Origin of the sequence: Mesorhizobium sp. YIM 152430, assembly GCF_029210365.1 — a bacterium.
In the GTDB taxonomy this organism is placed as follows: domain Bacteria; phylum Pseudomonadota; class Alphaproteobacteria; order Rhizobiales; family Rhizobiaceae; genus Aliihoeflea.
Genome location: NZ_JARGES010000020.1, coordinates 53,643 through 75,685, shown reverse-complemented (window position 1 = coordinate 75,685; position 22,043 = coordinate 53,643). Strand labels below are relative to the sequence as shown.

At 65.2% G+C, this 22,043-nt stretch carries 24 protein-coding genes and 1 riboswitch; of the genes, 14 read left to right on the top strand and 10 right to left on the bottom strand.

Translation table 11 applies throughout. From position 1 onward, the window contains the following. Positions 1 to 10: 10 nt before the first annotated feature. Entirely contained in the window at positions 11 to 700 is a 690-nt protein-coding gene (phoB, locus tag PZ895_RS05640) for a phosphate regulon transcriptional regulator PhoB (RefSeq protein WP_275838042.1), read from the top strand. A 2-nt stretch (positions 701 to 702) separates the two neighbouring features. Here the strand turns inward: phoB and PZ895_RS05635 are convergent, their stop codons facing one another. Next, positions 703 to 1,938 carry an ROK family protein gene (locus PZ895_RS05635; RefSeq protein ID WP_275838041.1) on the bottom strand — a complete coding sequence of 412 codons (1,236 nt, stop codon included), beginning with the start codon at positions 1,936 to 1,938 and terminating at the stop codon, positions 703 to 705. Between the two features lie 157 nt (positions 1,939 to 2,095). On the opposite strand from PZ895_RS05635, the gene xylF reads away from it, so the two are divergent. The 3 genes from xylF to PZ895_RS05620 all read left to right on the top strand — a co-directional run bounded on the left by xylF (position 2,096) and on the right by PZ895_RS05620 (position 5,364). Then, the gene (gene xylF, locus PZ895_RS05630; protein ID WP_275838040.1) at positions 2,096 to 3,139 is read left to right on the top strand and encodes a D-xylose ABC transporter substrate-binding protein; all 1,044 of its coding nucleotides are present in this window, start codon (positions 2,096 to 2,098) and stop codon (positions 3,137 to 3,139) included. 115 nt (positions 3,140 to 3,254) lie between these two features. Then, positions 3,255 to 4,568 (top strand): sugar ABC transporter permease, encoded by a 1,314-nt coding sequence (locus PZ895_RS05625; protein ID WP_275838039.1) that lies wholly within the window; start codon positions 3,255 to 3,257, stop codon positions 4,566 to 4,568. Positions 4,569 to 4,578: 10 nt separating this feature from the next. Next, on the top strand, positions 4,579 to 5,364 hold the full coding sequence (locus PZ895_RS05620) for an ATP-binding cassette domain-containing protein (protein WP_275838038.1): 786 nt from the start codon (positions 4,579 to 4,581) through the stop codon (positions 5,362 to 5,364). A 64-nt stretch (positions 5,365 to 5,428) separates the two neighbouring features. Here PZ895_RS05620 and PZ895_RS05615 read toward each other — a convergent pair whose 3' ends face one another. Together PZ895_RS05615 and PZ895_RS05610 are read right to left on the bottom strand one after the other, a co-directional pair. Next, the gene (locus tag PZ895_RS05615) at positions 5,429 to 5,686 is read right to left on the bottom strand and encodes a glycine zipper domain-containing protein (RefSeq protein WP_275838037.1); all 258 of its coding nucleotides are present in this window, start codon (positions 5,684 to 5,686) and stop codon (positions 5,429 to 5,431) included. A gap of 73 nt (positions 5,687 to 5,759) precedes the next feature. Continuing rightward, positions 5,760 to 6,197: a hypothetical protein gene (locus tag PZ895_RS05610; protein ID WP_275838036.1), complete on the bottom strand. Its 438-nt coding sequence runs from the start codon at positions 6,195 to 6,197 to the stop codon at positions 5,760 to 5,762. Between PZ895_RS05610 and PZ895_RS05605 the strand changes: the two genes are divergently transcribed. From PZ895_RS05605 to PZ895_RS05590, 4 genes are all read left to right on the top strand, one after another. Then, positions 6,196 to 7,119, top strand: a complete 924-nt coding sequence (locus PZ895_RS05605; protein ID WP_275838035.1) for a site-specific tyrosine recombinase XerD — start codon at positions 6,196 to 6,198, stop codon at positions 7,117 to 7,119. The two genes, PZ895_RS05610 and PZ895_RS05605, sit on opposite strands and share 2 nt — an antisense overlap. Positions 7,120 to 7,198: 79 nt before the next feature. Continuing rightward, on the top strand, positions 7,199 to 8,152 hold the full coding sequence (locus tag PZ895_RS05600) for an acetyl-CoA carboxylase carboxyltransferase subunit alpha (RefSeq protein ID WP_275838034.1): 954 nt from the start codon (positions 7,199 to 7,201) through the stop codon (positions 8,150 to 8,152). A 141-nt stretch (positions 8,153 to 8,293) separates the two neighbouring features. Next, positions 8,294 to 9,472 carry a murein L,D-transpeptidase family protein gene (locus tag PZ895_RS05595; protein ID WP_275838033.1) on the top strand — a complete coding sequence of 393 codons (1,179 nt, stop codon included), beginning with the start codon at positions 8,294 to 8,296 and terminating at the stop codon, positions 9,470 to 9,472. 4 nt (positions 9,473 to 9,476) lie between these two features. After that, positions 9,477 to 9,698 (top strand): sulfurtransferase TusA family protein, encoded by a 222-nt coding sequence (locus tag PZ895_RS05590; RefSeq protein WP_275838031.1) that lies wholly within the window; start codon positions 9,477 to 9,479, stop codon positions 9,696 to 9,698. Here the strand turns inward: PZ895_RS05590 and metA are convergent. After that, on the bottom strand, positions 9,695 to 10,633 hold the full coding sequence (gene metA / locus PZ895_RS05585; RefSeq protein ID WP_275838030.1) for a homoserine O-succinyltransferase: 939 nt from the start codon (positions 10,631 to 10,633) through the stop codon (positions 9,695 to 9,697). The two genes, PZ895_RS05590 and metA, sit on opposite strands and share 4 nt — an antisense overlap. Positions 10,634 to 10,684: 51 nt before the next feature. Beyond that, positions 10,685 to 10,762: riboswitch (SAM riboswitch) on the bottom strand. Positions 10,763 to 10,844: 82 nt separating this feature from the next. On the opposite strand from metA, the gene hisC reads away from it, so the two are divergent. Continuing rightward, positions 10,845 to 11,939, top strand: coding sequence for a histidinol-phosphate transaminase (gene hisC / locus PZ895_RS05580; protein WP_275838029.1), 1,095 nt, complete (start codon positions 10,845 to 10,847; stop codon positions 11,937 to 11,939). A gap of 1 nt (position 11,940) precedes the next feature. Further along, entirely contained in the window at positions 11,941 to 12,864 is a 924-nt protein-coding gene (locus tag PZ895_RS05575; protein WP_275838028.1) for a prephenate/arogenate dehydrogenase family protein, read from the top strand. 13 nt (positions 12,865 to 12,877) lie between these two features. On the opposite strand, the gene PZ895_RS05570 is transcribed toward PZ895_RS05575, so the two are convergent. Next, positions 12,878 to 13,873: a DUF2125 domain-containing protein gene (locus PZ895_RS05570; RefSeq protein ID WP_275838026.1), complete on the bottom strand. Its 996-nt coding sequence runs from the start codon at positions 13,871 to 13,873 to the stop codon at positions 12,878 to 12,880. A gap of 64 nt (positions 13,874 to 13,937) precedes the next feature. Between PZ895_RS05570 and PZ895_RS05565 the strand changes: the two genes are divergently transcribed. After that, positions 13,938 to 14,453, top strand: a complete 516-nt coding sequence (locus PZ895_RS05565; RefSeq protein WP_275838025.1) for a gamma-glutamylcyclotransferase — start codon at positions 13,938 to 13,940, stop codon at positions 14,451 to 14,453. Here PZ895_RS05565 and PZ895_RS05560 read toward each other — a convergent pair. From PZ895_RS05560 to ftsE, 4 genes are all read right to left on the bottom strand, one after another. Next, positions 14,446 to 15,249, bottom strand: a complete 804-nt coding sequence (locus tag PZ895_RS05560; RefSeq protein WP_275838024.1) for a 1-acyl-sn-glycerol-3-phosphate acyltransferase — start codon at positions 15,247 to 15,249, stop codon at positions 14,446 to 14,448. The genes PZ895_RS05565 and PZ895_RS05560 overlap by 8 nt on opposite strands. A gap of 64 nt (positions 15,250 to 15,313) precedes the next feature. Continuing rightward, complete coding sequence (locus tag PZ895_RS05555) at positions 15,314 to 16,018, bottom strand: YdcF family protein (RefSeq protein ID WP_275838297.1); 705 nt, start codon at positions 16,016 to 16,018, stop codon at positions 15,314 to 15,316. A gap of 104 nt (positions 16,019 to 16,122) precedes the next feature. Continuing rightward, on the bottom strand, positions 16,123 to 17,088 hold the full coding sequence (locus PZ895_RS05550; protein ID WP_275838023.1) for an ABC transporter permease: 966 nt from the start codon (positions 17,086 to 17,088) through the stop codon (positions 16,123 to 16,125). Beyond that, on the bottom strand, positions 17,081 to 17,740 hold the full coding sequence (gene ftsE, locus PZ895_RS05545; RefSeq protein ID WP_275838022.1) for a cell division ATP-binding protein FtsE: 660 nt from the start codon (positions 17,738 to 17,740) through the stop codon (positions 17,081 to 17,083). Before ftsE ends, PZ895_RS05550 begins: the two co-directional genes overlap by 8 nt. A gap of 148 nt (positions 17,741 to 17,888) precedes the next feature. On the opposite strand from ftsE, the gene PZ895_RS05540 reads away from it, so the two are divergent. Genes PZ895_RS05540 through PZ895_RS05530 form a run of 3 tightly spaced genes read left to right on the top strand, consistent with a single transcriptional unit; the run spans position 17,889 to position 19,383 of the window. After that, positions 17,889 to 18,476: a hypothetical protein gene (locus PZ895_RS05540; RefSeq protein ID WP_275838021.1), complete on the top strand. Its 588-nt coding sequence runs from the start codon at positions 17,889 to 17,891 to the stop codon at positions 18,474 to 18,476. Beyond that, on the top strand, positions 18,476 to 19,021 hold the full coding sequence (gene hpt / locus PZ895_RS05535) for a hypoxanthine phosphoribosyltransferase (protein WP_275838019.1): 546 nt from the start codon (positions 18,476 to 18,478) through the stop codon (positions 19,019 to 19,021). The genes PZ895_RS05540 and hpt overlap by 1 nt, the downstream gene beginning before the upstream one ends. Next, entirely contained in the window at positions 19,018 to 19,383 is a 366-nt protein-coding gene (locus tag PZ895_RS05530; protein ID WP_275838018.1) for a response regulator, read from the top strand. Before hpt ends, PZ895_RS05530 begins: the two co-directional genes overlap by 4 nt. Before the next feature lie 44 nt (positions 19,384 to 19,427). Here the strand turns inward: PZ895_RS05530 and PZ895_RS05525 are convergent, their stop codons facing one another. After that, complete coding sequence (locus tag PZ895_RS05525) at positions 19,428 to 21,968, bottom strand: TIGR02302 family protein (protein ID WP_275838016.1); 2,541 nt, start codon at positions 21,966 to 21,968, stop codon at positions 19,428 to 19,430. Positions 21,969 to 22,043: the final 75 nt, after the last annotated feature.

Here is a 22,043-nt window from a genome sequence, read left to right as displayed (position 1 = left end):
GGATCGGCCGATGATCGCCCCGAAGATCATGGTGGTCGAGGACGAGGAACCGCTGGGCGTCCTGATCAAGTACAATCTGGAAGCCGAAGGCTACAAGGTCGAGGTGATCACGCGGGGCGACGAAGCGGAGATACGTCTTCAGGAGACCGTGCCGGACCTGCTGGTGCTCGACTGGATGGTGCCGGCCATATCCGGCATCGAATTGTGCCGGCGGCTGCGGATGCGGGCGGAAACCGAACGCCTGCCGATCATCATGCTGACGGCGCGCGGCGAGGAAAGCGACCGGGTGCGCGGGCTCTCGACCGGCGCCGACGACTATCTCGTCAAGCCGTTCTCGACGCCCGAATTCGTCGCCCGCGTGCGCGCGCTCCTGCGGAGGGCAAAGCCGGAAATCCTGTCGAGCGTGCTCAAGGTCGGCGACATCGTGCTCGACCGCGAGGCGCATCGCGTCTATCGCGGCCAGGCGGAAGTTCATCTCGGCCCGACCGAGTTCCGCCTGCTCGAATTCCTGATGCAGCATCCAGGCCGCGTCTTTTCGCGCGGACAGTTGCTCGACAATGTATGGGGCGAGACGATCTATATCGACGAGCGGACAGTGGACGTCCATGTCGGGCGCCTGCGCAAGGCCGTCAATCCGGATAATGCGCCGGACGTCATCCGCACCATTCGCGGCGCGGGCTATTCGATCAACGAAAGCTGATTTCAGGCGCCGGCCTGCATCGTCGCGATATAGCCCGGCGCGAAGAGTTCATTGTCGACGGCTTCGAGCGCGCGCCTGGCGCAGCCTTCGAGGATCAGCGGCATCTCGTCGGCTTCGAGGTCGAAGGAGATGACGGCATCGTGCTGCCCGCCTGCCGTTTGCGCGATGGCCTCCCGGATCGACGGTTCCATGACGTCGAAGGCGAGCGTTCCCGGCCCGACGATTGCCACCGGCGCGGGGTCGATCAGCGCGAAAAGCGAGCCGAGCCCATAGCCGATCGCCTCGCCCGCACGGATGAAGGCGGCGCGTGCGGGGCCGTCCCCGGCGCGGGCGTCCCCGGCAAGCCTGAGCATCGTTTCAGGATCGACATCGGCGTCGGGCTCTGCCTGATCGCTTCGGCCGGCGGCTTCGCGCTGGATCGCATAATTGCCGGCATAGGCCTCGATGCAGCCATGGCGTCCACAGCGGCAAAGCGCGCCGCCCGGACGGTGGATCATGTGGCCGAACTCGCCGCCCGAGGAATAGGCGCCGGTGAAAAGCTCGCCGCGCAGGACAAGCCCCATTCCGATGCCGTTCGACAGGAGGAGTGTGACGAAATTGTCGCGATAGCGTTCCGGGTCGCGGGCACGCAGCGCGACGGCGATCATGTTGCAGTCGTTCTGGACGGTGACGGGAAAGCCGAAGCGCCGTTCGAGGATGTCGGCGAAGGGGATGTCGCTTTCCGGCGTGATCGGCGTCCACAACATGGCGCGCGCATTCGAATCGGTGATGCCCTGCACGGCCATCGTCAAGCGCATCACGTCCTTCGGCGTTCGTCCTGCATCGACGAGCAGCGCCTCGATCATGGTCGTCACCGCGCCGATAAGATCGTCGCGCGTGGCGTTCAAGGTCGACAGCCGCTGACGCCGTTGGGTGACGATCCGGCCAGCATAATCGAAGACGGTCGCCGAGAGCGTGTTCAGCAGAAGCACCACCGTCAGGACCGTCGCGGCCCTGGGTTCGAGCCCGAGCGAGATCTGGGGCCGTCCGCGGCGCACGACTTCGTTCTCGCCGCTCTTGACGGGGCGCAGAACCCCCTCGGCGATGAGATCGGAGGAAATCGCCGAGATCGTTGAATGGCTGAGGCCGGTGCGGCTGACGAGTTCCGTGCGCGAGGGCTGGCCGTCTCGCCTTACCGCCGCGATGACCATTGCGCGATTGCGCCTGCGCAGATCGTCGTGCCGCACGCCCAATGTCATGGATCGTCCTCCCAAAGGCGTCTTCAAGCACCTCCGAAAGGAGATTGACACACGGAACTTGCTGAGTCATTATTTTTTTCGAGGCTCGAAAAAAAGAGCTTTCCGCTGCCGAGAGGCAATTTGAGGAGGCGCCGCACGCGGCGCAGGGAGGAACATCATGAAGAATTTCGCAACCGCCTTGCTGGCGGGTGTCGCGCTTTCGCTCACGCTTTCTGCCGCGGCAAAGGCCGAGGGCAAGGTCATCGGCGTCTCCTGGTCGAACTTCCAGGAAGAGCGCTGGAAGACCGACGAGGCCGCGATGAAGGCCGCCATCGAGGCCGCCGGCAACAGCTACATTTCCGCCGACGCGCAGTCCTCGGCCGCCAAGCAGCTCACCGACGTGGAATCGCTGATCAGCCAGGGCGCGAACGCGCTCATCATCCTGGCGCAGGATTCCTCGGCCATCGGGCCGGCCGTCGAGAACGCGGTCGCCGAAGGCATTCCGGTCGTCGGCTATGACCGCCTGATCGAAAACCCCGACGCCTTCTACCTGACCTTCGACAACAAGGAAGTCGGCCGTCTTCAGGCGCAGGCCGTCCTCGAAGCGCAGCCGGAAGGCAATTACGTCTTCATCAAGGGCTCATCGGCCGATCCGAACGCCGATTTCCTGTTCTCCGGCCAGATGGAAGTGTTGCAGGAGGCGATCGATGCCGGCACGATCATGAATGTTGGCGAGGCCTATACGGATGGCTGGCTGCCCGCCAATGCGCAGCGCAACATGGAACAGATCCTGACCCAGAACAACAACGAGGTCGACGCGGTCGTCGCCTCCAATGACGGCACGGCGGGCGGCGCGATCGCGGCGCTCGACGCGCAAGGTCTGGCCGGTTCGGTTCCGGTTTCCGGGCAGGACGCCGACCATGCCGCGCTGAACCGCATCGCGCTCGGCACGCAGACCGTCTCTGTCTGGAAGGATTCGCGCGAACTCGGCAAGGCCGCGGCGGAAATAGCCAACGAACTCGCCGAAGGCACCGCGATGAACGAGATCGAAGGTGTGACGGCCTGGTCCGACGGCCCGAACGGCACGGAAATGAACGCCGTGTTCCTCGAGCCGCTGGCGATCACCAGGGACAATCTCGATGTCGTGATCGACGCCGGATGGGTCACCAAGGACGTCGTCTGCCAGGGCGTCGCAGCCGGCTCGACACCCGCCTGCGACTGATCCTCGACGGATCGAAACGTCATGCGCCGCGGTTTGACGAAAGCCGCGGCGCATTCATAAGATGAGAAGCGACGCGTCGGGTCCTCGACCTCGGGCGTCCGCGATGGAGGAGACGATGTCGGACACGACGTCCCCGGCGCCGGTGGATACCGCGCGCGCATCCGAGCAAAGCGCGCTCGCCCGCTTCATGAAGGCCACCGAACTCGACACGCGTATGCTCGGAATGCTGGGCGCGCTCGCGGTCATCTGGATCGCGTTCCACATCATGTCGGGCGGACTGTTCCTCACCCCGCGCAATCTGTGGAACCTGTCGGTGCAGTCCGCGTCCGTCGCGGTCATGGCGACGGGCATGGTGCTCGTCATCGTCACCCGCAACATCGACCTGTCGGTCGGCTCCGTGCTCGGCGTCACCGGCATGATCATCGCCGTCACCCAGGTCCGAATCCTGCCGGAATATCTCGGCCTCGGACATCCGGCCATCTGGGCGATCGCGATCCTCGTCGGGCTGGCCGTGGGTATCGCCATCGGCGCCCTGCAAGGCTTCATCATTGCCTATATGCAGGTGCCGGCCTTCATCGTCACGCTCGGCGGACTGCTCGTCTGGCGCGGCGCGGCGTGGTGGGTGACGAGCGGGCAGACCGTCGCGCCGATGGATGCCCGTTTCCGGCTTCTCGGCGGTGGCTCGGAGGGCGCGATCGGCGCGCAATGGAGTTGGGTCGTCGGCATCGTCGCCTGTATGGCGGTCGTTTTCTTCATCTGGAACGCGCGCAAGCAGCGCCGCCGCTTTCACTTCCCGCTCCGCCCTGTCTGGGCCGAAGGCTTTCTCGCCGGCGTCGCCTGCATCTTCATTCTGGGCGCGGTCTATGTCGCCAACGCCTATCCGTGGCCGGCCGGCACAGTGCGCCGCTATGCCGAGGCAAACAACATCACCGTGCCCGAAGGCGGGCTCTTCATCCCGCACGGCATCGCGATCCCGGTCCTGATCGCGGTCGCGGTCGGCATCGTCATGACCTTCGTTGCAAACCGGACGCGTTTCGGCCGCTATGTCTTCGCCATCGGCGGTAATCCCGAGGCGGCGTCGCTCGCCGGCATCAACACGCGCTGGATCACGATGAAGATCTTCATGCTGATGGGGGCGCTTGCCGCCATCGGCGCGGTGATCTCGACGGCGCGCCTCAATGCGGCGACCAACGCTCAAGGGACACTGGACGAACTGCTCGTCATCGCGGCCGCCGTCATCGGCGGCACGTCGCTTGCCGGCGGCGTCGGCACCATCGTCGGCGCGATGATCGGCGCGGTGCTGATGCAGTCGCTCGCAACGGGCATGATCCTGCTCGGCGTCGACTCGCCCTTGCAGAACATCGTCGTCGGCGCGGTCCTCGTCGTTGCCGTCTGGCTCGATACGATCTACCGCCGCCGAATGGGTTAGGAGTTCGAAGATGGAAAGTCGCACCCCACTCGTCGAGATGAAGAACATCTCCATTTCGTTCGGCGGCATCCATGCCGTCGACAATGCCAGCGTCGATGTCTTTCCCGGCGAGGTCGTCGCGCTCCTCGGTCACAACGGCGCCGGCAAGTCGACGCTGATCAAGATCCTCTCTGGTGCCTACAAGCGCGATGCCGGCGAGATTTTCGTCAATGGCCAGGAGGCGCAGATCGCAAATCCGCGCGACGCCAAGAAATACGGCATCGAGACGATCTACCAGACGCTTGCGCTCGCCGACAATGTCGACGCTGCGGCGAACCTCTTCCTCGGCCGCGAACTGCGCACGCCCTGGGGCACGCTCGACGACGTCGCGATGGAATCGGAGACGCGCAAGGTCATGGGCCGTCTCAATCCGCGCTTCCAGCGCTTCAAGGAGCCGGTGAGCAAGCTTTCGGGCGGCCAGCGCCAGTCCGTCGCCATCGCGCGGGCGATCCACTTCAACGCGCGCATCCTTATCATGGACGAGCCGACCGCGGCTCTGGGGCCGCAGGAGACGCAGCAGGTCTCCGAACTCGTGCTTCAGCTCAAGCAGGACGGGATCGGCATCTTCCTGATCAGCCACGACATCCACGATGTCTTCGATCTCGCGGACCGCGTCGTCGTGATGAAGAACGGGCAGGTCGTCGGAACGGCGCGCACCAGCGATGTCGACCAGGACGAAGTGCTCGGCATGATCATTCTGGGCAAGTGCCCGCTGGGAGCCATTCCGGGGCCGGGCGCCCTGAAAATCGCGGCCTGATCGATCATCATACGAAAAGAGGCGCCTCGCGGCGCCTCTTGTCGTTCCGGCCGGAAGGCCGAAATCAGCAGCGTGCTTCGTAGCGCTCGCCCGTGCGGCGGTCGCGATAGATGCACCAGCCCTGACGGTCCTGCGAGCGGCCGACCAGATAGCCGGCTGCGCCGCCGATGGCCGCACCGGCCAGGGCGCCGGAGGCGCGGCCAGTCGCAATGGCACCGACGCCGGCACCGACGGCAGCGCCGCCAACGGCGGTCTGTTCAGCGGTGGTGCAACCGGCGGCGATCATCATGGTTGCGGCGAGAGCCAAAAGTGTCTTCTTCATTTACAGCCTCCATAAGGATGGGCATGCCCTTCGGCGGGTAAATGAAGTGCATGCGGTTGATTAATCAAGTCGTTTATTCCTGACGGTTCGTAACGGGATCGCCGAAGGCCATGGCGACGGCCATGTCCGGTTCCACCCAAGGCTCCAGAGACGCGACCAGTTTTCCGTCCTCGATATCCCAGACCAGTTCGGCATCAGCCTCGACCAGCAGGGGATCGACGGAAACGCATTCGGCAAACATCTTCGGATGGTCTTCCCCGGCGGCGGATCTCACCGAGGGAAGGTCCGACCGGCATTCTTCGGCCGTTTCATAGGCAAAGACGGGGGCCGGAATTTCCTCGCATTGCGCAAGATCGCCCGAGCACCCGATCATCAGAAGAATGGCAGCGATGTGTTCCATGACCACGTCCCTTTCACGAGCCAGAAACGGCAAAGCCGAGCAAATGGTTCCCGCCGCTTCATCAAACAATAAGGAATCACGCCGATCTTGGGTCCAGCGGAGGCCAGCCATGTCGAGCGCGCTGCAAATCGAATCCTTTCTCGAGATGATGAGTGCCGAACGCGGATCGAGCGACAATACGCTCGCCGCCTACAGGCGGGACCTCGAGGATGCGCAAGCTGCGCTGGCGACGCGTGGCGGGCTCGTCGGAGCAGCTCCGGCGGATATCGCCTTCTATCTGGAAGACCTGTCGCTGCGGGGCTTTGCAGCCAGCACGCAGGCGCGGCATCTGTCGGCGCTGCGCCAGTTCTACCGCTTCCTCTATGCCGAAGGGCTGCGCGGCGACGATCCGACAGCAACGGTCGATGCGCCGCGCAAGTCCCGCAGCCTGCCCAGGACGATGGGTGAAAGTCTCGTCGACCGGCTTCTCGCGCGCGCCGAAATGGAAGCCAGCGAGCCTGGCCTGTCGGACGCGGAGCGCGCAACGCGCGTCAGGATGCAGGCGATCGTCGAACTCTTTTATGCGACGGGCCTGCGCGTTTCCGAACTCGTGCAGCTTCCGGTCGCGGTTGCCGCACGCAATGACCGATTCTTCGCCGTCACCGGCAAGGGCGGCAAGGATCGTCTGGTGCCGCTGTCGCCGGTCGCGCGCGGGGCGGTCGGGGCATGGGCCGCCTTGCGCAGCGCCGACCCGCAATGGGACGGCAACCGGTTCCTGTTTCCCGCCAGGTCGAAAGAGGGGCACCTGGCGCGGCAGGTGGTGGCACGCGAGTTGAAGGCGCTCGGCACGCGGGCGGGCATTCGCGCCGCGGACCTCTCACCGCATGTCCTGCGCCACGCCTTCGCCAGCCACCTCCTGCAAAATGGCGCCGATCTGCGCGCGGTCCAGCAACTCCTCGGCCATGCCGACATTTCGACGACGCAGATTTACACGCATGTCCTCGAAAAGACGCTGACCGATCTTGTCGCGAATCACCATCCGCTTGCCGATTAGCCTTGTGACCGCTATGTGAAGCCCGCATCCCGCGAGCGCGGGCCGTCACGCCACCCTTTCCCGGCAAACCAGAGAGTCCATGTATAATTATCTCGACTTCGAAAAGCCTGTCGCAGATCTGGAAGGCAAGATTCTCGAACTGAGGAAGCTCGCGGACAGCGGCGAGGCCGTGGATGTCGGCGAGGAGATCGCCCGGCTCGAAAAGCGCTCGCGCGAGGCGTTGCGCGACCTCTACCGGCAATTGACGCCCTGGCAGAAAGCGCAGGTCGCCCGCCACCCCGACCGTCCGCACTGCGTCGACTACGTCGCCGGGCTGTTCACCGATTTCACGCCGCTCGCCGGCGACCGCGCCTTCGGCGAGGACAATGCGATCATCGGCGGCTTTGCGCGCTTTCGCGGCCAGCCGGTCGCGGTTCTCGGCCAGGAAAAGGGTTCGGACACCAAGACGCGGCTCAAGCACAATTTCGGCATGGCGCGGCCCGAAGGCTACCGCAAGGCCGTGCGCATCATGGAACTTGCCGACCGCTTCCAGGTGCCGATGATCACGCTGGTCGACACGGCCGGCGCCTATCCGGGTATCGGCGCGGAAGAACGCGGGCAGGCCGAGGCCATCGCGCGCTCGACCTCGCAGTGCCTGGCGATGAAGGTTCCGACCGTTTCCGTCATCATCGGCGAGGGGGGCTCGGGCGGCGCGATCGCGATCGCGACGGCCAACAAGGTCTATATGCTCGAACACTCGATCTATTCGGTGATCTCGCCGGAAGGGGCGGCATCGATCCTCTGGCACGATTCGACGCGCGCCAAGGATGCGGCCACGAACATGAAGATCACCGCGCAGGACCTGCTCGACCTGAAGATCATCGACGGCATCATCGCCGAGCCGCTCGGCGGTGCCCATCGCGGCCGCGAAAACGTGATCGAAGCTGCCGGGGAACAGATTTCGCGTGGCTTTTCGGAGCTTCAGGGCGCAAACATGGATTACCGCGAGCATCGCCGCGAGAAGTTCCTCGCCATCGGCCGCAGTCTCGCCTGAGGCGACGCTGCGGCAGGACAAGACAATTTTTCGATTGTGGTAACGGTTTTTCAAGGTTAACCAGTCTAGCGTCGGGTTTTGCGGGGCTCGGTGCGCTATGCATCCGGCTTCGCGGGGGATCACAGAGAGCCGTCGACGACCATGAATCTTCGCCTAGCCCATGTCGCCCTTCTTGCCGCCGCCACCATGCTGGCGGGCTGCAACGCTTCGCTGGAGGACATCGCGCCGAAGGCCGAACGTCAACTGCCCGCCAAGGTGGTGCAGACGATGAAGGCGAAGGGCATGAGCGTCACCTCGCCGATCATGGTGCGCCTGTTCAAGGAAGAAGCCGTCCTCGAAGTCTGGAAGCAGAAGGACAATGGCCGCTTCGATCTCGTTAAGAGCTACGAGATCTGCAAATGGTCTGGCAAGCTCGGGCCGAAGTTCACCGAAGGCGACCGGCAGGCGCCGGAAGGGTTCTATGCGGTCGGTCCACACCAGATGAACCCGCAGTCGAGCTACCACCTCTCGTTCAATATCGGCTTTCCGAACGCCTATGACCGCGCGCATGGCCGCACGGGCCAGCATCTGATGGTCCATGGCGGCTGCTCCTCGTCCGGGTGCTACTCGATGACCGACGAGCAGGTCGAGGAGATCTATGCCTTTGCGCGCGATGCCTTCAAGGGCGGTCAGCAGGCGTTTCAGTTCCAGGCGTTTCCCTTCCGGATGACGCCGGCCAATATGGCGCGCTACAAGAGCGATCCGAACTACGAGTTCTGGACCATGTTGAAGGAAGGCTACGACCACTTCGAGATCACCAAGCTGCCGCCGAAGGTGGATGTGTGCGAGCGCCGCTACGTCTTCAACCAGTACACGGCGGACGGCCGCCCGTTCGATCCGACCGGCGCCTGCCCGGCGGCGACGCAGCCCGAGGCGCTCCAGACAGCCTACAAGACCTACAAGTCGACCTTCGACGCCGCCTTCACCTCCGCGCTGGATTCCAGTGCCTTTTCGAAGCCGTCACCATCGATCACCGGCGTCAAGGAAGCGGCACTCGTGGCCGACTGGTCGCGCAAGCGCGCACGCGGCGAGCGTGTCAGTCAGGAGCCGCCGAATTTCGAACAGTCCGGCGTGATGGTCTCGACCCGCCCGCCGAGCGAGCGCCCCGCCGCCGCGGCCGTCGCCTATCAGCCGGCGCCGCAGCCCGTTCCCGCGCCCATGCCGGCACCAATTGCCGCCGCGCCTAGCATCGAGCCGGCTCCGGTTGCCGTCGCGCCCGCGCCGCAGCCGGCCGAGCCGCCTTCGCGCCTGGGTCGCCTGATGTCGCTTTTCGGCAACTAGACGCTTGACCGAAATCTACGACCTGAGAGGGCTCAACTGCCCCCTTCCCGTGCTAAAGGCGCGCAAGCGCCTGCAATCGATGCGGTCAGGCGAGCGCCTGACGGTCGAGACGACCGATCCGCTCGCCGCCCTCGACATCCCCGCATTCTGCCGGGAAGACGGCCACAGGCTGGTGACCAGCACGGCCGTCGACGGCGGCCACCTTTTCGTGATCGAAAAGGGCTAGCGGCCGGCACCGGGCTGGTCCTTGCCGATGTCTTCGAGCCGGTAGGTCGTGGTCTGGTAGACCTGGTTGATCCAGTTGCCGAACAGAAGATGGGCGTGCGATCGCCAGCGGTTGAGCGGCGGGCGCGTGGGGTCGTCGTCGGGATAATAGGCGTGAGGCAGGCCGGTCTTCACGCCGGCGGCGACGTCGCGGTCGTATTCCTCCTTCAGCGAGGTGGAATCATATTCGATGTGGTTGAACATATAGAGCCGGTTGCCGGATTTCTCCGCGAGCATACAAGGCCCGGTCGCGTCCGATTCCATCAGCAGTTCGAGGCCCGATTCCGGCCGGATGTCGGTGGAACGCACCTCCGTCCAGCGCGAGACCGGAACGGCGAAGTCGTCCGATACGCCCGTCAGATAGGGCGATGCGGGCGCGTTGTTGCGATGGCGGAACACGCCGAATGCCTTCTCGTCGAGCGGATATTTCGGCAGCTTGTGAAAATGCCAGGCCGCAGCCATCGCGCCCCAGCAGATGAAGAAGGAGGAATGAACGTTGGTCGTCGTCCAGTCGAGGATGCGCGTCATCTCGGCCCAGTAGCCCACTTCCTCGAAGGGTAGGAGTTCGATCGGCGCGCCGGTGACGATGAACCCGTCGAACTTGCGCTCGCGCACCTCATCCCACGTCTGGTAGAAGGAGATCAGATGATCCTCGGGCGTGTTCTTCGCCTTGTGGTTGGCGATGCGCACGAGCGTCAATTCGATCTGGAGCGGCGTCGCGCCGATCAGGCGGGCGAACTGCGTCTCGGTACGGACCTTGTTCGGCATCAGGTTGAGAAGGCCGATCTGCAACGGGCGGATATCCTGTCTCAGCGCGGTCCGCTCGTCCATGATGGACACGCCCTCGCGCACGAGAACGTCGCGCGCGGGAAGCTGGTCGGGAATCTTGATCGGCATGGTGCACTCCAGAACGAAAAGGACCGGCGGCGGATTCGCGGCCGGTCCGAACGGACTGTTGCAGCGGCCCCTTAGCGACTTTTTTAACGTGGCTGCAAGCCGACCGGCCAAATCACCACGAGTTCACGCGCGCATTTAGGCACACACGCCCTTTGCGTCAATCGCAAAGCTTGGTAGATGGAGCCGCCTTCCCCAAAGTGGACAAGTCGACATGAACGAAAAGCTTCGCCCGCAGCCCCGCCCCGGCGTGATGAAAATTGCAGCCTACGTGCCGGGCAAGCACGGGGACTCGTCGAAGGGCAAGGTCCACAAGCTGTCATCCAACGAAACGCCGCTCGGCGCCTCGCCGGAGGCGATCGACGCCGCCGCGCAGGTGCTCGCCCATGCCGAGCTCTACCCGGACGGTTCGGCCAACGAGTTGCGCCGGGCCATTGCCGAGGTCCATGGCCTCAACGCCGAGAACATCCTGTGCTCGAATGGCTCGGACGAACTGCTCGGCCTCCTCGCGCAGACCTATCTGACCGCCGGCGACGAGGGCATCTTCACCGAGCACGGCTTCCTCGTCTACCGCATCCAGATCCTCGCGGCAGGCGGCGTGCCGATCGTCGTCAAGGAGACGAACGAGCGCGCCGATGTCGACGCGATCCTCGCCGCCGTCACCGAGCGCACGAAGCTTGTCTTCCTCGCCAATCCGAACAATCCGACCGGCACCTACCTGCCTTTCGAGGAAGTACGGCGGCTTCATGCCGGCCTGCCGTCCCATGTCGTGCTGGTCATCGACGCGGCCTATGCCGAATATGTGCGCCGCAACGACTACGAGTCCGGCATCGAGCTCGTCTCGTCGGCGCAGAACGTCGTGATGACGCGCACCTTTTCCAAGATCCACGGCCTTGCCGGACTTCGCATCGGCTGGATGTACGCCCCGGCCGGCATCATCGACGCCGTCAACCGCGTGCGCGGCCCGTTCAACGTCAACGCGGTGGCGATCGCCGCCGGAGCGGCCGCGATCCGCGACCGAAACCATGTCGAGGAGGCGGTGGCCTTCAACGAGGCGTGGCTGCCCTGGGTCGCGGACGAACTGACGAGGATCGGCCTTCGCGTGACGCCGAGCGTCGGCAATTTCGTGCTCATCCATTTCACCGAGTCGCGTTCTGCGGAAGCGGCCGATGCGTTTCTCACCGAGCGCGGCCTCATCCTGCGCCGCGTGACGGGCTACGGCTTCCCCAATGCGCTGCGCATGACGATTGGCTCGGAAGAAGCCAATCGCGGTGTCGTCGAGGCGCTCACCGACTTCATGAAGGCGTGACGTGAAACCTCATTTCGACCGCATCGCCTTCATCGGCATCGGCCTGATCGGCTCGTCGCTTGCCCGCGTGGTGCGGCGTGAAGGGCTCGCCGGCCATCTCGTCGTCTCGACCCGCAGCGCGAATACGCTCGCCCGCGCCGAGGAACTCGGACTCGGCGACAGCTATGTCGCCGATGCGGCCGAGGCCGTGCGCGACGCCGATCTCGTCGTCGTCTCGGTGCCGGTCGGCGCGTCGGAAGCGGTCGCGGTCGCCATCCGGGGTCATCTCAAGCCCGGCGCGATCGTCACCGATGTCGGCTCCACCAAGGCATCCGTCATCGCGCAGATGGCGCCGCACATGCCGGCCGGCGTCCATTTCATTCCCGGCCATCCGCTGGCCGGCACGGAAAAATCCGGTCCCGACGCCGGCTTTGCCGAGCTTTTCACCAATCGCTGGTGCATCCTGACGCCGCTCGACGGCACGGATGCGAAGGCGCTGGCGAAGCTGTCCGATTTCTGGCGCGCTTGCGGCTCCAACATCGACACGATGGACCCGCAGCACCACGACATGGTTCTCGCCATCGTCTCTCACCTGCCGCACATCATCGCCTACAACATCGTCGGCACGGCGGACGATCTGGAAGCGGTGACGAAGAGCGAGGTCATCAAATATTCGGCCTCCGGCTTCCGCGACTTCACGCGCCTTGCCGCCTCCGACCCGACCATGTGGCGCGACGTGTGCCTGCACAACAAGGACGCGATCCTCGAAATGCTCGCGCGCTTTTCCGAGGATCTTGCCTCGTTGCAGCGCGCCGTGCGCTGGGGCGACGGCGACAAGCTGTTCGACCTTTTCACCCGCACGCGTGCAGTGCGCCGCTCGATCATCGATGCCGGCCAGGAAGTCGACGCGCCGGACTTCGGACGGCAGGCGGCGAAGAAGAGCTAGGGTTCATCCCTCTTTAAAGCGGCGGCAGCGTTCCAAGATTCAGGAAGCCGATCGAGACCCTGCCTTTCGATATGCGCATCGGCAGGCTTGGATTGTCTCCCAGCATCGATGCGCCGGCGACCGCAAGCCGGATCTGGTCGCGTGCGGCCGGAAACAGTTCCGCCATGATCTGCGCGAAGACTTGAGGATTTTCCACCGATAGCGACAGTTCCGCATCGATCAGCCCGGTCCCGTCGATCGAGAACGGCCCCTCGACCCGCGCGGCCGTCTCATCTCCGGCAGTGCGGATCACCATCGAATTGATTACCGTCGCCAACCCACGCAAACCCTGGCCCGAAAAAGCCGGTGCCGGATCGACGGGGAAATGCAGGTCCGCTTCGCCGCTGATCAGCGGCAGCGTGCCTTCGCCCAGCAGGTCGGGGTCGAGCGAAAGCCGTTCGAAGCGCCAGACAACGTCCGATCCCGCTCCTGATGGGCGCATGTGAAATTCGGCACGATCGGCGGATGCGGCCGGACGTTGTCCGGCAGGAGCGGAATCAGGGCCGATGGCGATGTCGGTCACTTCTACCGAAACGATCTGCGGGCGCGGCGCGGCAAGACGCGAACTCGCGCGCATTTCCCGCCAGTTCACTTCCAGCGCATTGATGCCGGGGAATTCAATGATTGCGGGACCGTCGAGTTCGCCGACGACGCGCTGCGGCTGGTAGACCTGCGCCGCCGAGCGGAATGCTCCTGCGCGCACTGCAACGCCCGATGGCGCGTCGACATACATGATCGAACGGCAGAAGAGGCCGATGCGGAACGGGTAGCCCCGCGCCTCGGCATTCTCGCAACTGGCCCGCCGCCCGCTGGCATTGAGCGCCGCGACGCGGCCATTGGCTTCCGTTACCAGCCGCTCGGCCGCATGGTTCCAGCCATAGGTGTAGCCGACAACCGCAACGACGATGGCGAGTGCGAGCAGGATGAAGCGGCGGGAATATCCCGTTCCGCCGGATTGTCTTGACGCCATGCCCCGTGCCTCGCTACCCCGGTTCAGCCGGATCGACCGGCACTCGAACTAAACTGACGGCGATATGGGCGATTTTTGGGTCTTTGGCTATGGCTCGCTGATGTGGCGGCCCGGCTTTGCGCATAGGGAGACGCATCGGGCGCGGCTGCACGGCTATCGCCGGGCGCTGTGCGTGCGCTCCTTCGTCCATCGCGGCACGCCGGCGCGGCCGGGCCTCGTTCTCGGCCTCGATCGTGGTGGATCGTGCATCGGCATGGCGTTCCGCGTGCCCGACGCGCTGCGCGACGAGGTGATCGACTACCTGCGCGCGCGCGAACTCGTCACCAATGTCTATCTGGAACGTCGCCTTCCGGTGCGGCTCGAAGGCGGGCCGGTCGTCGAGGCTGTGACCTATGTCGTCGACCGCGCCCACCGGCAATATGCCGGCCGGATCGACGCCGATGAGGCCGCGCGCGCGGTCAACGGTGCCGTCGGGCAGTCGGGGCCGAACGAGGAATACGTCCTCAATACCGTCGCGCATCTCGAAGCGCTCGGCATTCGCGACCACTGGCTCGAAAGCGTCGCCTCGAAAATCAGGTAGCCTTGCGCGGCGCAGGCTCGACGCCGAGCGCCTTCAGGCGGTCGAGCGCGGTCGGTGGCAGCGGCGGTCCCGACGGGTCTCGCGCGACCTCGATCAGAAGCTGATCGCAAGCCGCTTCAGTCTCGCGCACCAGCCGTTCGAGGAATACCTGCTTGTCCAGCCCCGGTTCGATCGGCGGCAGGAATTTCGCATGTATCGTGCCGGGGTGGCGCAGGAACTTGCGTCGCGGCCAGTAGAGCCCCGCTACATGCGCGACCGGCACGACCGGCACGTCGAGCGCCGCGTAGAGTTCGGCGATGCCGTATTTGTAGGCCGGTTCGGCGCCGGGTGCGCGGCGCGTGCCTTCGGGGTAGATGATCAACTGCCGGCCGTTCGCCATGCGCTCGCGCGCAACCCGCACCGCCTGCTTCAGCGCCTTGGAGCGGCTGCCGCGATGGATCGGGATCATCTTCATCTTGCCGACATACCAGCCGAAGAGCGGTATCCACATGAGTTCCCGCTTCAGGATGTAGACCGGGTCCGGCATGTAGGGAAAGAACGCAATCGTGTCCCAGAAGGACTGGTGCTTGGGCGCGAGGATGTAGCCCCCCTCGGGCAGGTTTTCGAGCCCCTCGATCTTCCTGTCCGTGCCGGCGATGACCTTCATCAGCCACATGCTCGAATGCGACCAGTTGCGCGGCACGAACCAGGCGAGATGGCGCGGCAGAATGAAATAGATCGGCGTGAAGACGATCATCTGGACGATCAGGCTCGCATAGAAGGCCAGGTTGAAGGCCAGCGAACGTATTTGCAGCATCAAGTGGGCTCGCATCGGAAAGGATCGTCGCTGGTTACACGATGAAGCGCGAAAGGGAAACGCTCTATCGCTCGACCGGACCGTTGCCCGTGCCGGCCTCGACGATGACCGCCGGCACGTCGCCCGAGCGTGGCGGCATCACGGTCGTGCGGGCGAGGGCGGCGAGATATTTCGTATATTCGGTGAAGAGCACCCTGAGCGCGCTGCGGCTCGCCAGCCACTGGCCGCCGTCGAGCCTGTTGGTGACGACGGGATATGGGGTCAGTCGCGCGTTCTGGAGCGCGTGGCTCATTTCAAGGAGGCTGCGCGGCATGTGGTAGTTGTTGGTCACCACGATGGCGCTGCGAAAGGCGTTTCTTTCCAGCCATTTTGCGCTCTCGGCGGCATTGCCGATCGTGTCGAGCGCATCGCGGTCGATGTCGACGCAGCAGTCGAAGAGGTTCTCGTTCGCGCCCGTGGCCCGCTGGATGTCGAGCGGACGGGCGACCGGATTGACGCCGGAGATCAAAAGCCGCTGCCCGCGTCCCTCCTGAAGGAGTTGAACGGCCGCGTCGAGGCGCGCGAAACCTCCGGTCAGGACGATGATCGCATCCGCGCTACCTGGGTCGCTCGGGGTTTCCAGCCGACCGACATGGGTGGCGAAGATGAGGAATCCGCCGGAAAAGACGAAGCCGAGACACAGGAAGACGATGATCGACACGCGCAAAAACGCCGGCAGGCTCTGCCTTCCGGTCTCGCGCCGAAATTGTCGCGCGCTCGTTCCTCGCATTTCCTTCAGCACCAGATATTGTCGCCCATCGTTACGCGGCGAAGGGACCCAAGGGTAGTGCCTTTAAACGCATGAGCACACAAAAGATTTCCATTCGCCAGCCGTCAGTCGTGCTGGCGACCGTCGAGTTCGGAAAGATAGGCCGCGACGGTGACATGGGTGGTGGCCCCGGTCAGGATCGTCACGGTGGCGGCCACGAGCGCCACGCCGGCATAGCCGGTGAAGCCAATGGCGAAATTGCCGAAGAGCGCCGCGGCCTGATCACCTTCCGGCGTCGCCAGATTGGCGGAGGACCAGATCGAAAAGCCGACGAAGACGATGATCGCGGCGACACCGCCGATCGTAGCGCCCTTCAACCCGGTCAGGAGGAAATGGCGGCGAAATTCGCGTGCGATGAATCGGGCTTCGGCGCCGACGAAATGCAGCACTTCGATGATGTGGCCGTTGCCGTCCATCGCCCCGCGCGTGGCGAAGACGACCGTCAGCACGGTCGCCGCCAGCATCAGGCCGAGGATCGCAAGACCGATCGCGACCGTCGTGCGTGCCATCGCGACGAGCCGATCGGCCCAGGTGCGGTGGTCGTCGAGCGCGGCGCCCGGCACCTGTTCGGCCAGAAGCGTGCGCATCGTGGCGAAATCGGGCGGCGAATTCGGGTCGATGGTCACGATCACGAGACGCGGCACCGGCAGTTCGTCGAGATCGAGCCCGGTCCCGAGCCACGGCTCGAGCAGGCGGGCCGTCGCGTCCTCGTCCACGATCGAGGCGCTTCGCACGCCGGCAAAACCGGCTGCGAGGCCCTGCGCCGCGACGAGCGAGGCATCCATGTCCAAATCGTCGCCCGGCTTGATCTGGATGGTCGCCTCGCGGGAAATCTCGGTCTGCCAGGCGCTGGAGGAATCGCGCACCAATGTCACCGCGCCGAGCGTCAGGCAGGACAGAAACGTCATGATGGCGATGACGACGATCAGCGCGGTGCCGGCGACGTTCTGGGCCGGAACGATCGGCGTTGGCGCACGCCGGGCGGCGGCCCGGGCGGGGAGGGCGGTGGCGCGCTCGGCGATCTCAGTCATAGATGTCGAGCCTGCCGCCGGTCAGCACCATGCGCCGTGCGTCGACCTGATCCATCAGGGTCAGGTCGTGGGTGGCGATGATGACGGCGGTGCCGAGCCGGTTCAGTTCCATGAAAAGCCGCAGCAGCCGGCGGGCGAGCGGCGGATCGACATTGCCGGTCGGTTCGTCCGCCAAAAGCACGTCGGGCTGCTCGATGAGCGCGCGCGCGATCGCCGCGCGCTGCTTTTCACCGCCGGAGAGAACCGGCGGAAGGACGTGCATCCGTTCGCCGAGTCCGACCCATTTCAAGAGTTCGATCACGTCCTGCCGGTAGCTCGCTTCGTCGCGACCGCGCACGCGCAGCGGCAGCGCGACATTCTCGTAGGTGGTCAGATGGTCGAGCAGGCGAAAATCCTGGAACACGACGCCGATCCGCCGGCGCATCAGCGGCAGTTCGCGCGGCGAGATCCGCGCGCGATCCTTGCCGAACACCGAGATCAGCCCGCGCGTCGGCTTCAGCGACATGAAGAGCAGGCGCAGAAGCGTCGTCTTGCCGGCACCGGACGGCCCGGTCAGGAACTGGAACGAGCGCGGCGGCACCTGGAACGAGACGTCGCGCAGCACTTCCGTGCCCATTCCATAGCGCAAGCCGACATTTTCGAACTGAATCACCGCACCGACCTTCACCGGAATCACGAACCACGCACAGCCAGGCGCCAGACGACCTTGGTCCGCTATGGTTAACGAGGCGTTAAGGATCGTCGCGGCGAAGTGCGGCCAAGCGAAGCCTTAACCATTTGTCCTTATGCCGGTCGGATCAGTGTCGCAGGAGATGGACGCGCAGATGCAGGGCGGTCCCGATCAGCCAAGGCTCGTCGCGGGTGAAGTCCTGCCCGCCGAATCGCCCTCGCGCGCAAAGAACGCACGCCATGCGACCGGCGATCCGGTGCTGCCGATAAATCGCTTTTCCGGGTTCGGTGCGCATGAGGGCAGCCGCACCAAGGCCGGACCGCTGCTGTTCTGGTCGACCGTTCTGCTCGCGGCTTTCCTCGCATTCTGGATTTCGGGCGGTCATCGCATGGTTCTGGGACCACTGGCCGAGACGATCCGCAATGCGCCGGCGCAGGCGCTGCGGATCGAGGGCGTGACGAGCCGGATCGAAAGGCTGGACGGCCGCTCCTACCTTCTGGTCGAGGGTGCGGTCCGCAATGGTGGCGGCGAGCCGGTCACGCTTCCGCCCATCGTCATTTCCGTCGCGGAGGCCGACGGTCCGACGCTGCGCTATCATCTGGGGACGAATCAGTCCGTCCTGGCGCCGGGGCAGGCGCACGGCTTTTCCAGCCGCCTCGATGCGCCTAGAAACGGCGTCGCGTCCGTGTCGATCACTTTTCAGGAAGGAAGCCGCTAATGCCCGTCGTCCGCGGCAAGGATATCGAAATTCTCTACTCCGCATCCGCGATCGCGCGGCGCAATCTGGAACTCGCCAAGGAAATCGCCGAGCGTCACTATGACGATCTGCTCGTGATCTCCATTCTCAAGGGCTCGTTCATCTTCGCAGCCGATCTCATCCGCGCGATGCACGACACCGGCCTGTCGCCGGAAGTCGAGTTCATCTTCATTTCCAGCTACGGCGCGGGCACGACCAGCGGGGAGGTGCGTGTCCTGCGCGACATCGACAACGAGGTCGCGGGACGCGACGTGCTCCTGATCGACGACATTCTGGAATCGGGCAAGACGCTGAAATTCACGCGCGAACTGATGCTGTCGCGCGGGGCCAAGAGCGTTTCCATCGCCGTCCTTCTCGACAAGACGATGCGCCGCCAGACCGATCTCGACGCCGATTTCACAGGTTTCGAATGCCCGGACTATTTCGTCGTCGGCTACGGCATGGACGTCGCGCACGCATTTCGCGAACTGCCCTTCGTGGGCGTGGTCAAGGGAGATGCCGAATGAAGCGCATTCTCGTCGTCGAGGACGATGCCTCCGTGCGCACCTTCACGGCGCGCGCGCTTTCCGTCGACGGCCATCAGGTCGAGATGGCGGAAGACGGTCTGGAGGGACTGGAAATCATCACGCGCGACGCGGGCGGGTTCGACCTCGTCCTGTCCGACATCAGGATGCCGGCAATGGATGGAATCGAGATGGCGAAGGAGGCCAAGGCGTCGTTTCCCTCGCTGCGCATCCTGCTGATGACCGGCTTTGCCGACCAGCGCGAGCGCGCGGGCGATCTGGACCAGGTCGTAATCGATGTCGTCGACAAGCCGTTCACGCTCGCCGACATCCGATCGGCCGTGTCGCGCGCACTGACACATTAGGCGTCGGCGTCTCGCCGTCCGTGACGATTGCGATTTAACCGTCCCTACCGCATCTCCAGCAACCGCTCCAAGTAGTCACGCTCCAGTTCCGGGCTGAGCGCGTTGCCCAGCCGCTCGCGGATCGCTTCGAGAATGCGGCGTGCGCGCTGCACGTCGATCTCGTCGGGCACGCGCACCGTGTCGCCGAAGTCGGGGCCGGTCGTCGCGCGCGGACGGCCGAGCGGATCGCGGTCGGCGCCCTGCCGGCTGCGCCCGCCGGGCTGCTGGCCGCCGCCTTCGCCTTCCATCGCCTGCTGCATCTGCTGCATCATGTCCTGCGCGCCACGGCGCAGGGCTTCGAGCGCCTGGCCCTGTTCGCCGACGGCCCGTTCGCCCTGGCCTTCGCCCAGCGATTCGCCCGCACGGTCCATCGCCTCGCCGGATTCGCCAAAGCCTTCGCCGGGCTGGAGTCCCATGCCTTCGAGCGCGTCCATCATCGCTTCGAGATCCTGGCGGAGTTGACCCTGGCCTTGCTGCAACTGGCGCATGGCATCGGCGAAGTCCTCCGGCGACATCTGGCCGCCTTCGCCCTGCTGGCCTTGTTGACCTGGCTGTTGCTGGCCCTGCTGCATCTGGAAAGTCTCGTTCATCAGTTCCTGCTGGCGGCGCATGATCTCGCCAAGCTGGTCCATCTGCTGGCGCATCTCGCTTTGCTCGCCGCCTTGCTGCTGCTGGCGGCCGGCTTGCAGGTTGTTCATCATGTCCTGAAGCTGCGAAAGCAATTGCTGCGCCTCGTCGCGCGCGCCCGACTTCGCCAGTTGCTCGATCTGGTCCATCATGCGTTCGAGATCGCTCTGGCGCATTTCCTGCCCGTCCTGCGGCATCGGCATGGCCTGCTCGGGGTTCTGCATGGCGCGCTCGGCGAATTCGCGCAGGAATTCCTGCATCGCCTCGCGCAACTCGGCCATCAATCGCTCGATTTCCTCGTCGGATGCGCCTTCCTCCAGCGCCTCGCGCAACGCTTCCTGCGCCATGCGCAAGCGGCGCTCTGCGTCGGTCAGCGAGCCGTCCTCGATGGTGACGGCGATTTCCCACAGATAGTCGGCGACGCCGCGCAACTGATCGTCGGATCGCGCTTCATCGAGGCGCGACCGCGCAGACATGATTCCCAGATAGTGCGTCAGTTCGGGGATCGTGTCCTCGGGCCGCAGCGTGATGGCGTCCATCAGGTCGAGGACGCGGCGCTTGGCGTTCGCGTCGAGGGCGAGAAGCTGCCGCTGTTCCACCAGAGCCATCGCCAGCGGATTGGTGAAGGGGCGCTCGGGCAAGGTGAAGCGTTCGACCTCGCTGCGGCCGGTCTGGGCCGCGCCGTCCTCGGCTTCCAGTGTCAGATCGACCAGCGTGCCGGCCCATGGATGCTCGGTCAGATCGCGTGAGGTGCGGGCGACGATTTCGCTGCCGCGCCGGCGTGGCAAGGTCAGCCGCATTTCCGGCGCTTCGTAGAGCGGGCGCGCGTCGGGCGCCGGATCGGCCGGCTCGAACAGGGTCTGCGCCGCGACGACGCCGTAATCGTCCTCGACCTCGTAGGTCAGTTGCAGCGCGCCGTTGACGGCCCGCGTCGGTTCTTCCGCGAAGCGGATCTGCGGCGCGGCGTCGGGCGTCACGGTAAACGACCAGTTGGCGATTTCGTCACCTTCCTCGCTCGGGCGCAGGGACAGGAGCCCGTCGGCGGCGAGGGTGCCCGAGAACTGCGTGACGGTCTGCGCGGCGCCGGCACGGTTCGCGGCGGTCACGGGCGTTGCGCCGGCGCCTGCCTCCAGAGCCGTTTCCTCGGCCGTGTGGGCGTCGAGATAGCTCAGCCTTTCGGTGCCGGTGCCGCCGGTGACCCGCACCGCGACGATCGAGCCCTCGGGCACGGTGAAGAGGCTCTGTCCCTGGTTGGCGTCGGCGGTCATGTAGAGCGGCGCCTTGCCGGTATAGGCCGGCGGCGTCACCCAGGCATCGATACGCGGCGGGATTGTCTGCTGTCCTGCCGCGGCGCGAAACCCGTCGGTCAACGCGCCGCCGCCCGGCCCGAGCGAATAGGCGAAGGCGACGACGAGCAGAAGCGGCGCGATGGCCCTGAGCGCCCATGGATCGCGATCGGGAATGCCCGTGCGCGGCAGTTCGCCCCTCAATCCCTTCAGATCACCAGCGAGGCGCTTGCGATGCTCCTGCCAGAGCGCGGCGGCGAACGGATCGTCCCTGCCGGCGAGCTTGTCGTCCTGGCTGCGCAGCGGGGCGTGGCGGAGCGCGTTGGACGTCTCGATCCTCCGGTCGATCTCGCCGGCGCCGGGGCTGCGGAACAACCGCAATGGCCAGAGCGCGGCAAGGCCGGCGAGCGTGAACAAGCCGACGAGGCCCAGACGCGGCCAGTCCGGCAGCGCGCGAAAGACGCCGAGCCATGACAGGCTGACAAAGAGCGAGACGACGATCGCGAGGGGCAGGAGGAGCGGCCAGAGACGCTCGACGAGTATCGTCGCGCGGGTCGCGGCGCGCGTGCGCCGCAGGCCGACGATCGGCCCGCGTTTGAGAAAGTCGCTCAGTCTTTTGAGGTCAAATGCCATCAGCCGTCCGCTTCATCCGCTTTTCGGGCGGTATCGGTTTCAAGGATAACAGCAAACGCGGCGAAGGCGAGGCCG